Origin of the sequence: Paenibacillus sp. FSL W8-0426 (assembly GCF_037969725.1) — a bacterium.
Taxonomy (GTDB): Bacteria; Bacillota; Bacilli; order Paenibacillales; family Paenibacillaceae; genus Paenibacillus; species Paenibacillus hubeiensis.
On record NZ_CP150203.1, the window covers coordinates 4928743 to 4942103 of the forward strand.

The window sequence follows — 13361 nt, forward strand, 5'->3', positions numbered from 1 at the left end:
ATGTCTGCACACGGCTTTGCTGGTACATCATCCCGGGCTGACACCAATTACGGTTAAACGTCAATGCCAAGCTTGTTCAGTGCCGTACGCAAAATGCTGTCATTGTTGTCGTATCCGCTCTGCTGCTGTCTCGTCCAGGCTTCCTCCGGGGTGTACCAATCCACCCCTTTGATTTCCTCGATCTGGGGTTGCAGATCACCGCTTTCGGCTTCGACCAAATAATAATGTACCTCTTTGTCCACCGGACCAAACTCTGCATGCTGGTACGTATACGCAATAATGTCCACAGGCTCGACGATGCGGCCCACCATGCCGGTTTCCTCCAAAATTTCGCGCAGCGCGGTTTGTTCCACCGTTTCGCCCGGCTCCATTTTGCCTTTGGCCAACGTTGTTTTTCCATAGCGGTCCACGATCAGCTGAATTTGCAATTGACCGCCCTCTCCCGTGCGATAAACAACACCGCCTGCCGAAATTTCCTTTTTGTTCATCCCGATTTCCCCCAGTTCACGATAATGATCCCGCCTGTATTAGCAAAAGAAGGATTTCAATTTCCCCGGACACGGATGTGCCCAGGGTCTTGAAATCCTTGATCCCTGCCGCCCGATTACATCGCTGCGGATTTCAGATTTTCTTCCAGCACGCGGACAAGCGTCCCTTGGCTCTCGTTTACGCCGGCTTCCGTCAATTTGACGCGGCATACTTTGCCGATCATGTCCGGCGTTCCGTCAAAGACAAGCTGAATGTAGTTGTCGCTGTAGCCATGCAGCTTGCCGCTGCCTTCGCGGCCTTTCGCTTCGCCTTCAGGAATGACTTCCAGCACTTGTCCCACGAATTTTTGCGCATACTCCAGCTGCATTTTTTCGGATAAATCGATCAGCTCGTGCACGCGGGCATTTTTCACGTCCTCGTCCACCTGGTCTTCCATGCGCGCAGCCGGCGTTCCGGTCCGTTTGGAATAAGGGAACACATGCATTTCGGAGAAGCCGATTTTTTGCATCAGCTCATAGCCGTTGCGGAACATTTCGTCCGTTTCGCCCGGGAAACCAACAATGACGTCGGTCGTAATGGCCACGTCCGGCATCGCCTCGCGAATGCGGAGCATTTTGTTGTAGAATTCTTCGGTCGTGTACTTGCGGCGCATCCGTTTGAGCACCGTGTCGTCACCGGCCTGAAGCGGAATGTGGAAATGACGCACGAGTTTGTCCGAACGTTTGATCACGTCCAGCATGCGGTCGTCAATCTGGCTTGCTTCGATGGAACTGATGCGGATCCGTTCCAGTCCTTCCACTTTGTCCAGATCCCACAGCAGGTCGGTCAGGTCGTAATTCTCCATGTCGTCGCCGTATCCGCCGGTATGGATGCCCGTCAGGACGATTTCCTTGTACCCGGCATGCACCAGCTGTTTCGCCTGCTGGATGATGCTGCTTGCTTCCCGGCTGCGGGACAATCCGCGCGACCACGGAATGATGCAGAACGTGCAGAAGTTGTTGCAGCCATCCTGGATTTTCAGGAAAGCGCGGGTACGGTCCGCGAAATCCGGCACGTCCATTTCTTCGAACACGCGTGTTTTCATAATGTTGCGCACCGCGTTCACCGGCTGACGGGATTCCTGGATTTCCTTGACGTAAGGCAGGATTTTATCCCGGTCCTGCGTACCGATGACGAGATCGACGCCCGGAATGTCCATGATTTCGGCCGGGGACGTCTGTGCATAACATCCGGTTACTGCCACGATCGCGTCCGGGTTGCGGCGGATGGCACGGCGAATGATCTGGCGGCTTTTTTTGTCGCCCGTATTCGTCACTGTACATGTATTGATCAAATAAACGTCTGCGGTCTGTTCATCGAAGTCGACCTGGTCGTAGCCTTCGTTTTTGAACAGCTGCCAGATCGCCTCCGTATCGTAAAAGTTCACTTTACATCCCAAGGTGTAAAACGCCACGGATGGCATAATTACATTCCTCCCATTTCTCCGGATTCATATAAAATGCAGGTCAGCGCCGCCATGCCAGCGGTCTCGGCACGCAAAATGCGTTTGCCCAGACCAACGGATACGGCTCCCGCCTGCTCGGCCTCCAGCGCCTCCTTTTCGGAGAAGCCGCCTTCCGGCCCAACGACTACCAACACGTCCGCAGCCGCCTCAGGGGCAAGCTGCTCCACAAACGGCTTGACTGCATCCCTTAGCTGCAAGCCGTCTTCTTTCTCATAACAATAGCATACCAGACCATAGCCCTCAAAAGAAGACAGCAGCCCTTTCCAGGAAAGCGGCTGCTCGATGGATGGAATGCGGTTGCGGTGGCTCTGCTCGGCGGCTTCCTTGGCGATTTTGCGCCACCGTTCAAGACGTTTGCCCTCTTTTTTGCCGTCGTACTGCACGATCGTGCGCTCTGACTCGAAAGGGACAAATGCCACCGCCCCGATCTCGGTGCATTTCTGAATGACTGTTTCCATCTTGTCGCCCTTCGGCAAGCTTTGGGCCACCGTTACGCGTATACGCGCCTCGTGATCCATGGCCAGGGATTCCACGATATGTGCCGTCACCTGACCGGCCTCTATGCTTTCAATTTCCACCAGAGCTTCCCTTGCTTGTCCGTCACTGACGATCACCTGATCTCCAGGCTTGCCTCGCATCACTTTGCCGATATGGCGGGCATCGTCACCCTGAATCACGACAGAATGCTCGGTAAATTGTTCCGTGGATACGAAATATCGCTGCATGGGTCCATCCACCATTCTTTCCTGTTATGATCGGCATTCATCCCGCCTGCCGGCAGGCATGAACCCAATCGCCACAGATGATCATACAACTTTTATGTCCTTCTGACCAGTATTTCAATCCAAAAAACGTGCAGTGGTACCGATTCTAGAAAAAGGACAGGATCAATTTGGCCAGATCAACGTACATGTTTTGCGCCAGCTCATAGAGCGGTTGGATCGTGACGTTCCTAAGTGCTGGAATGACCAGAATCAAAAGGAAAATAAAAATGGACCATTGCTCCACGCCCCGCAGCTTGCTGCTTACGGAAGGCGGCAGTACATCTTCCAAAATACGATACCCGTCCAATGGCGGCAGGGGAATCAAGTTAAACAGGAACAAGAAAAAGTTCGTTAGGTTAAACATAACGAAGAACATTTGCACCGCCGTCAATAACCGTTCGTTTTCGATCCCACCCAACGTTCCTGAACCGACCAGGACCGCATATATGATCGTGCCCACGATCGCAAGCAGCAGGTTGCTGAGCGGTCCGGCAAGAGATACAATGGCGCCCATCAGCCTCGGCTTGGCGAAGTTGGCGCGATTGACAGGCACGGGACGAGCCCAGCCGAAGCCTGCAATGAGCAGCAGAAGCACGCCGAGAAAATCGAAGTGCACGACCGGATTCAACGTCACCCGGCCAAGCAGTTTGGCCGTGGGGTCGCCGAATTTGTTCGCGAAATAGGCGTGGGCAAATTCATGCACCGTGAACGCGATGATGATCGTCAGCAGAAAAAAAGGCAGCTGATCGAGCGGATAACGAAAAAACGAATTCAGAAAGTCCATGCGTTACCTCTTTCTGGCCACATACGCCAGCCAGTCCTCGTCGCGGTGCACCGCTTCAATTTCAAAACCGGCCGCCAGGAGTGCATCATGCACGACCTGCTCCTTGTTTTTCCAGATGCCCGATGCGATATATACACCATCGGCTTCTAGAGCGTTGTAGACATCATCAATGAACAGCAAAATGATCTCCGCCAAAATGTTGGCCACGATCACTTTGACCGGCAGGGCAACTCCGAGAGCCGGATCCTTGCTGCCGAGCACGGACAACAGATCGCTTTCTTTCACGGTAATGCGCTGCTCCAATCCGTTCAGACGCACGTTCTCGGTTGCACTCGATACGGCTACCGGATCGAGGTCGAGGGCCAGCACATGCTTCGCGCCAAGCCGAACGGCACCGATGGCGAGAATGCCGGACCCTGTACCCACGTCAATCACTTCCTCGCCGCCTTGAATGACGGTTTCCAGCGTGCGCAGGCAAAGTGAGGTCGTCGGGTGCGTGCCCGTGCCAAACGCCATGCCCGGATCGAGTTCAATAATTTTTTCATCTGAACTTTCCGGCGTATACTCTTCCCATGTCGGCTTGATCGTCAAACGTTCCGAAACGCGCACCGGCTTGAAGTATTGCTTCCATGCATTCGCCCAGTCATCTTCGTCGACCGTGCGCACCTCATATCGAAGCTCTCCTGCTTCGATGTCAAACTCGGAGAGCTGTTCGATTCTTGGAGCGATTTCCGATTGCAAGGCTTCCATATCCGTACCTTCCGAGAAGTATCCCTTGATCACGGCCTGGCCTTCGGGAATGTCGTTAAGCGGCAGTTCGTACCATTGGCCGTAAGAGGTGTCACGCTCTTTATTCAATGTGCCGGACTCTTCGATGGAAACCCCGCCGGCGCCCGCCTCATGCAAAAAGTTCGAAATCATCTCCACAGCTTCCTCTGTGGTATGTATCGTCAATTCATGCCATAACATACTTGATTTATCCTCCTCATATTCACACATCCCAACTATTGTACTACACATGCCGTCCCAAGCACAAAGGCAGAGGTATGAAAACAACGGCAAAAAGCAGGATACCCACGCCCTGCGTGTAAATATCCCGCTTCTTCCTGTACACCTTTTCTCGCCTTGGGTTCATACGTCTGTTCAACGTATCGTTCCGCCGTTGCGAATGATCATTTCTTCCGCTTGAGCGAGTGAAGGCTCGGATACGGAAACGGACAGCAGTACACCTTGGCGTTGCCCGGAAGTTGCGGGAACGGCAGGCGCATCGAACACTTCTCCTCCGGAGAGCATTTCCGGCTCATCGCTGATCAAGGAGAGCACGTTCAATTCACCGCTGAATCCGCCAAACCAAACCGTCGGCGCATTGCCGTTGCGATCCGCTGCCATCGATTGCGACAACGCTGTTCCTTCACTCAGGCTCTCAAGCCGGCATTGTCCGGGATTCAACAGCTCCAAAGACCTTCGGGCCGATTCGGCAGCCGTCCAGCTGCCAAATACCGCTTCAACGGTGACCGCCGAACGATCCTCAGTCATTCAGCTCGCGTCCCTGACGGCGGTCTGCCGCTTCGCTTCGGCGCAATGCCTCCACATCGTCATGGTCGGCAAGCTCTGCACTGAATTCCACGTCTTCATTTTTGGCCGACTGGAGCTGTTTCATTTTTTCGGTCTTGGTTAAAACGTCGCTGGAATGTCTGTGATTTGCCATGGTTTAAATGCCTCCTTGATGTACGGATTAGGATTGGTGCGTCAAATCATTCCGCCCGCTTGTTCAATAATGGACATTGCACGGTGATGCAAATTTTCGTCCACAACGACAGTAAGCAGGATATCCCTGCCCGTCGGACCGCCCTGACCGCCATCGCTCATGCCGCTGGCCGATGGGTCGGCCGCGGCCAGAATGCCGGATGAGGAATTGGTCCCCATCGTGTCCGGCACCCAGGATGAAAAACTGCCAGTGACGCCAGGGGTATATGAAGCCCCACTGGGTCCATCGCCGGCGTAACGACTGAAGCGATCGATGGACATATCTTCCACGCGCAGCGCTTGCAGCTTTTTGGCCGCGCCTTCCGCTTGTTCGGGGCTGTGAAAATACGCCAAAATGTTTTTCTCGGTCATCCGTTTCACCTGCTTCCTGAAATCTCTACGCGAGGGATACCCCACGTCAAACTTGTCTCGTCTGCTATCCTTCCGCAACCCTCCCGTAAATATGCAGAACTTTGGCCATAAAAAAAGCACCGCGCCGATTGGGACGCGATGCCTTCTGTTGTATATCATATGTTGACGATTCAGAAACGTTCATGCAGCTCAATCGCCGCGGAACGCCCGTTTCACCCGGTCGAAGAACGATTGCTCATGCTCATGCGTCTGTTCTCCGCTCAAAGCGCCGAATTGGCGCAGCAGGTCTTTCTGTTCCTCGCTCAGCTTGCTAGGCGTAACGACGACCACCTTCACATGCTGGTCGCCCTGTCCCATGCCGCGAAGGCGCGGAACCCCTTTTCCTTTCAAGCGGAAATAGGTGCCCGTTTGTGTACCTGCGGGTATTTTGAGCTTCACTTTTTCCGTGAGCGTAGGGATTTCGATCTCGTCTCCCAGTGCTGCCTGGGCAAAAGTAAGCGGAACTTCGCAGTAAATATCATCACCTTCGCGCTCGAAGAAGTCATGCGATTTCACGCGAATGACGATATACAAATCTCCTGCAGGACCCCCGCGTAACCCGCCTTCGCCTTCGCCTGTCATGCGCAGCTGGGCACCGTCATCCACACCCGCCGGAATGCGCACATGGATTTGGCGCTGCTTGCGGACTTTGCCGCTGCCGCTGCATGTCGAGCATTTTTCCTTGATGATTTGGCCGGTACCGCTGCAGTTGGAGCAGGCACGGCGGTTGACCATGCGCCCAAACGGCGTATTCTGCACGACTTCCTGCTGGCCGCTGCCGTGGCAGACGGAACACGTTTCCGGTCTTGTTCCAGGTTTCGCTCCGGAACCATGACAGGTATCGCAGCTTTCGGTGCGCGGAATGGTAATGTCGGTTTCCTTGCCGAACACCGCTTCCTTGAATTCGATCGTCATTGTGTATTGCAGGTCGTTCCCCCGCTGCGGCGCATTCGGATCGCGTCTGCCGCCACCGCCAAAGAACATATCAAAGATGTCACCGAAACCGCCGCCGCCGAAATCGGCTCCGCCAAATCCGCCTTGATTCGGGTCTATATGGCCAAATTGGTCATATTGGGCACGCTTCTGACTATCGCTGATGACATCGTAAGCTTCTTTGACTTCCTTGAATTTGGCTTCCGCATCCGGCGCTTTGTTTACGTCAGGGTGATACTGACGCGCCAGCTTGCGATACGCCTTTTTGATCTCGTCGTCGTTTGCGTTTTTGCTGACGCCGAGCACCTCATAATAATCACGCTTTTCAGCCACTCTTCCACCCCCATGTCATACACCATACCGTACATCGTGACAAAAGGAAAGCCAAAGCACGGGAGCCCCGGCTATGACTTTCCCTTTGATCCGAACGTCACCGATGTTTCAATGTCCAATCCTTATTCGTGAATTGGTGTTATTTTTTGTCTTCGTCCACAACTTCGTAATCGGCATCCACGACGTTGTCGCGTTTAGCGGAACCCGCTTGCTCCGCGCCGCCTTGTTCTGCCTGAGCTTGAGCTTGGGCCTGCTCATACAGTTTTACGGACAGTTGCTGCACGATTTCGGTCAATTCCTCGGTAGCCGCTTTGATATCTTCCAGGTTGTCGGAAGCAAGCACGCCCTGCAGTTTTTCTTTCGCGGCATTTGCTTTTTCGACTTCGCCTGCATCTGCTTTTTCGCCGAGATCTTTGATCGTTTTGTCCACAGAGTAGATCAGCTGATCCGCGTTGTTTTTCGCCTCAACCAGCTCTTTGCGTTTTCTGTCCTCTTCGGCATGCAGCTCGGCATCCTTCATCATTTGTTCCACTTCGGCATCGCTCAGGCCGCTGGAAGAAGTGATGGTGATTTTTTGCGTTTTGTTCGTTCCTTTGTCTGTTGCAGACACGTTGACGATCCCGTTCGCATCGATGTCAAAAGTAACTTCGATTTGCGGTACGCCGCGCGGTGCTGGAGGAATGTCTCCGAGCATGAAACGTCCCAGCGTTTTGTTGCCTGCAGCCATTTCGCGCTCACCTTGCAGGACGTGAATCTCAACGCTAGGCTGATTGTCTGCATATGTGGAGAACACTTGGGATTTGCTTGTAGGGATCGTTGTGTTGCGCTCGATCATTTTTGTGAATACGCCGCCTGCGGTCTCGATACCGAGGGACAGTGGAGTCACGTCAAGCAATACCACGTCTTTTACGTCGCCAGTCAATACGCCGGCTTGAACGGCAGCACCCAGCGCTACAACCTCATCCGGGTTAACGCCTTTGTGCGGCTCTTTGCCTGTCAGCTTTTTGATCGCTTCCTGAACGGCAGGAATACGCGTGGAACCACCAACGAGTACGATTTTGTCGATATCGTTAGCTGTCATGCCTGCATCGCTCAATGCTTGGCGAGTTGGTCCAAGCGTGCGCTCTACCAAACCTGCGGACAATTCTTCGAATTTCGCGCGGGACAGGTTGAGCTCCAAGTGCTGAGGAACGCCGTCAGCAACAGTGATGAATGGCAGAGAAATGGTTGTAGTCAATACGCCGGAAAGCTCTTTTTTCGCTTTCTCCGCAGCGTCTTTCAGACGTTGCACGGCTGCTTTATCTTTGCTCAGGTCAATACCTTGATCTTTTTTGAACTCGCTCACGAGATAGTCGATGATCACTTGGTCGAAGTCGTCGCCACCCAGTTGGTTGTCGCCGCTCGTCGCTTTAACTTCGAAGAATCCGTCGCCCAGTTCAAGGATGGATACGTCGAATGTACCGCCGCCAAGGTCATAAACGAGGATCGTTTGATCTTCGGCTTTTTCCAAACCGTATGCCAATGCAGCAGCCGTCGGCTCGTTGACGATCCGCAGCACTTCAAGGCCGGCGATTTTACCTGCGTCTTTGGTTGCTTGACGTTGGCTGTCGTTGAAGTAAGCCGGTACGGTAATTACCGCTTGGGATACGCTTTGGCCGAGATATGCTTCTGCATCAGCTTTCAGCTTTTGCAGGATGATTGCCGAAATTTCTTGCGGCGAGTAGTCTTTGCCGTCAATGTTTTCCTTGTGGGAAGTACCCATATGACGTTTAATGGAAATGATCGTGCGGTCCGGGTTGGTGATCGCCTGGCGTTTTGCCGTTTCACCGACAACGCGCTCCCCGTCTTTTTTGAAGCCGACAACGGATGGTGTCGTGCGCGCGCCTTCCGGGTTAGGGATAACGACGGCTTCGCCGCCTTCCATTACCGCTACGCAAGAGTTGGTTGTTCCTAAGTCGATACCGATTACTTTGCTCATCGGAAAATTTCCTCCCTCAACATTGGTTATGGACTTGCCATTTGTATGGCACAATCCGGTTCGTGCCGCTGCTCTATGTGTATTATGTCATTCTATATGAAGCTTCGCCAGAGTACCTGCTCTTTCATCAGCCTGCTCGGTTCCTTCCGGAATTATGAGCTGACTTTGACCATGGCCGGACGAAGAACCTTATCTTTCAACATGTACCCTTTTTGGACTTCCTCGACAACGATTCCTTCTTCGTGCTCGTCGCTCTCCACCTGCATGATCGCTTGGTGGAATTCGGGATTGAACGGTTGTCCAACCGTTTCCATCGCAGTCAGACCTTCATTGCCCAGAACGGTTTCGAGCTGGCGGAAGATCATTTGAATGCCTTTGGCAAAAGATTCGGTTTCCGGGCCTTCAGGCACGGTCGCCATGGCACGCTCGAAGTTATCGATAACCGGTATCAGTTCCGTAACCAGCTTCATCGAAGCGTATTTGCCCAGCTCCTCTTTCTCCTTTTGCGTACGGCGACGGAAGTTGTCGAAATCAGCCTGTGCACGCAGCAAACGTGTCTGGCTTTCTTCGGCTTCCGCTTTCAAACGGGCAAGCTCACCTTGCTCCTGTTCTGCCATCTCGTCTGCCTGCGCTTCAGCAGCGCCTGCTTCATTGACGAGCTCCTGCTCTTCTTCAACCGTTGCTGTTTGTTCCTGCTGCTCTTCTGCTGCGAATGATTGTTCCTCTTTCAAGATGTTCACCTCCTTAAAATAATGAACGCAGCCATCGCTGCCGCATCAGCCTTATTTAAACCGATGCGTCAGCATAGCCGTCAAATCCGTAGATAATGCATGCAATATATGAATGACGCGTGCATAATCCATTCGCGTCGGCCCTAATATGCCTATGGAACCCAATGCTTCTCCGTCCAAGCAATAACTTGCCGTAATCAAACTGCAATTCGCGAATGCCTCATGATCGTTTTCGGTGCCGATCCGGACCTGAATCCCCGATCCGCCCGGCACTGGCATCATCAACTTCATGAGTGTCGGCGTTTCATCAAGCAGATCAAGAATATCCTTCACTTTCTCGACATCCTTGAACTCAGGCTGAGTCAGCATATTGGTCGCTCCGCTAAGGAACAACCGATTGTCATGTTCGTTGTCGAACGCACTGTTCAGTACCTGCATCACTTCTTCGTATCTTGAAATGTGCCGTTCCAATTCCTGCCCCAGCTCCGAATACAGTCGGGATTTCAACTTGTAGATCGGCACGCCGACCAGCTTGCTGTTGAGCAGATTCACCACTTTCTCCATTTCGGACACCGAAATTTCAGGCGGGATCTGAACGGTTTTGTTCTCTACCTGTCCGGTGTTTGTCACGATAATGGCTACGGCCGTACTGTCAGTAAGCGGCAGCAGCTGAAAATGGCGCAGCGAAGTATGGAACACCTCGGGACCGAGCATGATCGACGTATAATTCGTCATGTGAGACAAAATGACCGAAGCATGCTGGATGACCTGTTCCATGGCGTTCAGCTTTTCCGCGAAAAACGATTTGAGATCATCCAGTTCCCCCGGATTCACCTGATTCCATGGCACAAGATGATCGACGTAATATCGATAGCCTTTATGTGAAGGAATGCGGCCTGCCGATGTATGCGGCTGCTCCAAAAATCCCATTTCTTCAAGGTCTGCCATCTCATTGCGGATGGTCGCCGGACTATATCCGACGTCGCCTCTTTTGGAAATGCTGCGGGACCCTACGGGTTCAGCAGAGCGGATATAATCATCCACTATGGCGTTCAGTATCATTCGTTGACGCTCGGTTAACATGGTGAGTATTCCCTCCTTCTGACTGTACTGTCCCATGTCGTTAGCACTCCGGTTAGACGAGTGCTAAGCGGTACTACAAAAATACCAAACAGGCGTTAGCATTGTCAAGTCGGTTTATATGTCCATCCCTTATATATAGTGTAGACGATTATTGCCGAAAGATAACCATCTCGAACATGATCTTTACAAGATATGCATTTCAAACTCTGACGGCTGCAAAGGATTTCGAAATAATGCGTTCATCCTTAATATCGGCATATCCTCGTCGGAAATTCATGAAAAATGGCCTCATTTATTTCTTATGCATGTTTATACAGGCGTGCTGCCATCATTCCTTAATACAAGCTCTTCATCCAGTTCCATCGCTCAGTGCTAAGGAAGCCCCGCCCCCCATACATAGAAACTCACTGCACCAGGTCCTATTCCCTTAATAAAGTCTCCCTTGGCACTAAGCGTTTGCCGAGAGCTGAAAGCTGCGCACATTATTGATTTACGATCATCAACGACCGCAGCGCCGCAAGACGTTGCAACAAAAAGAACCGCACAGATCCGGAATGCACCGTTTCCCGCCATGCGATTCTTTTCATTGTTGTGTAAGGCAATGTTCTTAAAAAACATAATCTTTCTATTTATGCGGACATGAAATCCAGTTCTTTCACTACCGCAATCTCGTCGCAGCAGTCCTGTTTGCTGCAATGAATGCAGTCCGTCCACACCTTTTCGGGAAAAATCTCTTTATCCACGATAACAAACCCATTCTTCTCGAAAAACGACACTTCGTACGTCAATGCCATGACTTTCGGAATGCGTTGTCTGCGAGCCTCTTCGACCAGTCTGTCCAGCAGCAGGGAACCGATCCCCATCCCTTTATGGCCTTCGGATATACCAAGCGACCTGACCTCTACCAAATCTTCGCCCAATTTGCAAAGGGAACCACAACCAACAACCTCGCCATGCACTTCGGCAACGACGAAATGTTCCAGTTGTCTATGCAGCACTTCGCGCGAGCGCGGCAGCATAATGCCGCGCTCGGCATATCCCTTTATCATTTGATATAATGGCTCAACGTCTTCCGGTACGGCCTTTCTGCACACTGCCGACATCCTGCTCTCTCCTCCTATTGCAGCCTTCCGAATGAAAGCTAACTCCGTAGTTGTCAATGACGAAAATTACACGCCCTGTAAAATCAATATGAATAAATATACAACAGAGCGTATACAATTTCAACTACGAATTCAGAGAAATCGAGCCTATAAATTCGGCAAAAACATCGTTGCCGAACAAAATTCCCTGCTCGCTCAGACGGAAGCCGTCTTCCGTCCGTTCAAGCAGCCCGGCATTCAGCAATTTGGTTAACTGTATGGCAAACACTTCTTCCATTGGTATGCCGAATTGCTCTTGAAAACGCGATGCAGACGCCCCTTCCAGCATTCTCAGCCCCACCATCAGGAAATCCTCCATCGCTTCCTCGCGACTGATCTCTGCATGATCCAGACGGGGCAAGCCTGTTTTGGCAGCCTCCACATACGGGTTGATGCCTTTGATATTCATATGACGCTGACGGCCAACGTAACCATGCGCCCCCGCTCCGAGGCCATAATAATCTTCGTTGCGCCAGTATGTTTTGTTATGCCGGCTTTCGAAGCCGGGTTTCGCAAAGTTGCTGATTTCGTATTGCACGTAGCCGGCTTCCTTCATCCGTTTCATCAACAACAGATACATTTGCAATTCATCATCTTCATGCGGCAGCGGCAGCTGGTTTTTTTGATACAGCGTGTGGAACAACGTATTCTCTTCCACTTTCAGGCTGTAGATCGAGTAGTGCGGCAAATGGAGCTCCAGCGCCCGGTCAATGCTCTCGTTCAGCATTTCCACCGTCTGGTTCGGGAGACCGAACATCAGGTCGATGGACAGATTGTGCAGCCCTGCGGCGCGCGCGTTTTCGAGACTGCGGTACACGTCATCCGTGTTGTGAATCCGGCCGATGCCTGTCAACAAATCGTTCTGGAACGCTTGAACGCCAAAGCTGACGCGATTCACGCCGCCTTCTTTCATGACGGCCAGCTTCTCGGCATCCGTTGTTCCCGGGTTGGCCTCCATGGAAAATTCGATGTCCTCCGCCCAATTCGGGAAATACGTTTTGACAGACTTCAGGAAAAAGGCCATTTCGTCCGGCTTGAGCACGGTTGGCGTCCCCCCGCCTACAAAGATCGTTTTGATCTCTCCGGGCGGCGTGGCTTTGACGGTATATTCCATCTCCCGCTCGAGTGCATGCAAATAATCCATGACGGGCTGGTCCTTCAGGACGTAGGAATTGAAATCACAGTAAAAACATTTGTTGGTGCAAAACGGAATATGCAGGTATACCGCTTGAGGCGCGCCTGCGTTCCGTGTATGTGCTGCCAAGGTCATGGCGAGTCCTCCTCTATTTGAAAAAGGAAAGCCTTTCGGCTTCCCCTTCAGCTCAGTCATATTCATACTGAATGTTGGTCGTACGGATACACACAGCCGTGTTGTACCCTGAATTCTTTAATTCAATTTGGATACACACAGCCGTGTTGTACCCAAAATTGAATTGTTACTAATCTAATTCAGGTACACACAT

At 52.1% G+C, this 13361-nt stretch carries 14 protein-coding genes; all 14 read right to left on the reverse strand.

Annotated elements, in window-relative coordinates; genetic code table 11:
• Positions 1–53: 53 nt before the first annotated feature.
• Complete coding sequence (locus MKY59_RS22380) at positions 54–488, reverse strand: NUDIX domain-containing protein (RefSeq protein WP_236416703.1); 435 nt, start codon at positions 486–488, stop codon at positions 54–56.
• 116 nt (positions 489–604) lie between these two features.
• Entirely contained in the window at positions 605–1951 is a 1347-nt protein-coding gene (mtaB, locus tag MKY59_RS22385) for a tRNA (N(6)-L-threonylcarbamoyladenosine(37)-C(2))-methylthiotransferase MtaB (protein ID WP_236416704.1), read from the reverse strand.
• Between the two features lie 2 nt (positions 1952–1953).
• Positions 1954–2718: a 16S rRNA (uracil(1498)-N(3))-methyltransferase gene (locus MKY59_RS22390; protein WP_236416705.1), complete on the reverse strand. Its 765-nt coding sequence runs from the start codon at positions 2716–2718 to the stop codon at positions 1954–1956.
• Between the two features lie 145 nt (positions 2719–2863).
• Positions 2864–3541 (reverse strand): site-2 protease family protein, encoded by a 678-nt coding sequence (locus MKY59_RS22395; RefSeq protein ID WP_236416707.1) that lies wholly within the window; start codon positions 3539–3541, stop codon positions 2864–2866.
• A gap of 3 nt (positions 3542–3544) precedes the next feature.
• The gene (prmA, locus tag MKY59_RS22400) at positions 3545–4510 is read right to left on the reverse strand and encodes a 50S ribosomal protein L11 methyltransferase (protein WP_339273872.1); all 966 of its coding nucleotides are present in this window, start codon (positions 4508–4510) and stop codon (positions 3545–3547) included.
• A gap of 174 nt (positions 4511–4684) precedes the next feature.
• A complete protein-coding gene (locus MKY59_RS22405) occupies positions 4685–5077 on the reverse strand; it encodes a hypothetical protein (RefSeq protein WP_236416710.1) in 393 nt (130 codons plus the stop codon).
• Positions 5070–5249, reverse strand: a complete 180-nt coding sequence (locus tag MKY59_RS22410; protein WP_236416712.1) for a YfhD family protein — start codon at positions 5247–5249, stop codon at positions 5070–5072. Before MKY59_RS22410 ends, MKY59_RS22405 begins: the two co-directional genes overlap by 8 nt.
• A gap of 41 nt (positions 5250–5290) precedes the next feature.
• Entirely contained in the window at positions 5291–5659 is a 369-nt protein-coding gene (locus MKY59_RS22415; protein WP_236416714.1) for a hypothetical protein, read from the reverse strand.
• 189 nt (positions 5660–5848) lie between these two features.
• Positions 5849–6964, reverse strand: a complete 1116-nt coding sequence (gene dnaJ, locus MKY59_RS22420; protein ID WP_236416716.1) for a molecular chaperone DnaJ — start codon at positions 6962–6964, stop codon at positions 5849–5851.
• A 139-nt stretch (positions 6965–7103) separates the two neighbouring features.
• On the reverse strand, positions 7104–8942 hold the full coding sequence (gene dnaK / locus MKY59_RS22425; RefSeq protein WP_236416718.1) for a molecular chaperone DnaK: 1839 nt from the start codon (positions 8940–8942) through the stop codon (positions 7104–7106).
• A gap of 152 nt (positions 8943–9094) precedes the next feature.
• A complete protein-coding gene (gene grpE / locus MKY59_RS22430; protein ID WP_236416720.1) occupies positions 9095–9673 on the reverse strand; it encodes a nucleotide exchange factor GrpE in 579 nt (192 codons plus the stop codon).
• Between the two features lie 51 nt (positions 9674–9724).
• The gene (gene hrcA / locus MKY59_RS22435) at positions 9725–10756 is read right to left on the reverse strand and encodes a heat-inducible transcriptional repressor HrcA (protein ID WP_339273873.1); all 1032 of its coding nucleotides are present in this window, start codon (positions 10754–10756) and stop codon (positions 9725–9727) included.
• Positions 10757–11385: 629 nt separating this feature from the next.
• Positions 11386–11859 (reverse strand): N-acetyltransferase, encoded by a 474-nt coding sequence (locus tag MKY59_RS22440; protein WP_236416724.1) that lies wholly within the window; start codon positions 11857–11859, stop codon positions 11386–11388.
• A gap of 124 nt (positions 11860–11983) precedes the next feature.
• Complete coding sequence (hemW, locus tag MKY59_RS22445; RefSeq protein ID WP_339273874.1) at positions 11984–13168, reverse strand: radical SAM family heme chaperone HemW; 1185 nt, start codon at positions 13166–13168, stop codon at positions 11984–11986.
• Positions 13169–13361 lie beyond the last annotated feature (193 nt).

Bases quoted from the DNA above. Each gene is read 5' to 3' on its own strand.
- dnaK (WP_236416718.1), bottom strand. From the start codon at position 8,942: ATGAGCAAAGTAATCGGTATCGACTTAGGAACAACCAACTCTTGCGTA.
- MKY59_RS22415 (WP_236416714.1), bottom strand. From the start codon at position 5,659: ATGACCGAGAAAAACATTTTGGCGTATTTTCACAGCCCCGAACAAGCG.
- MKY59_RS22410 (WP_236416712.1), bottom strand. From the start codon at position 5,249: ATGGCAAATCACAGACATTCCAGCGACGTTTTAACCAAGACCGAAAAA.
- MKY59_RS22380 (WP_236416703.1), bottom strand. From the start codon at position 488: ATGAACAAAAAGGAAATTTCGGCAGGCGGTGTTGTTTATCGCACGGGA.
- MKY59_RS22405 (WP_236416710.1), bottom strand. From the start codon at position 5,077: ATGACTGAGGATCGTTCGGCGGTCACCGTTGAAGCGGTATTTGGCAGC.
- prmA (WP_339273872.1), bottom strand. From the start codon at position 4,510: ATGTTATGGCATGAATTGACGATACATACCACAGAGGAAGCTGTGGAG.
- mtaB (WP_236416704.1), bottom strand. From the start codon at position 1,951: ATGCCATCCGTGGCGTTTTACACCTTGGGATGTAAAGTGAACTTTTAC.
- hrcA (WP_339273873.1), bottom strand. From the start codon at position 10,756: ATGTTAACCGAGCGTCAACGAATGATACTGAACGCCATAGTGGATGAT.
- MKY59_RS22395 (WP_236416707.1), bottom strand. From the start codon at position 3,541: ATGGACTTTCTGAATTCGTTTTTTCGTTATCCGCTCGATCAGCTGCCT.
- MKY59_RS22440 (WP_236416724.1), bottom strand. From the start codon at position 11,859: ATGTCGGCAGTGTGCAGAAAGGCCGTACCGGAAGACGTTGAGCCATTA.
- MKY59_RS22390 (WP_236416705.1), bottom strand. From the start codon at position 2,718: ATGCAGCGATATTTCGTATCCACGGAACAATTTACCGAGCATTCTGTC.
- hemW (WP_339273874.1), bottom strand. From the start codon at position 13,168: ATGACCTTGGCAGCACATACACGGAACGCAGGCGCGCCTCAAGCGGTA.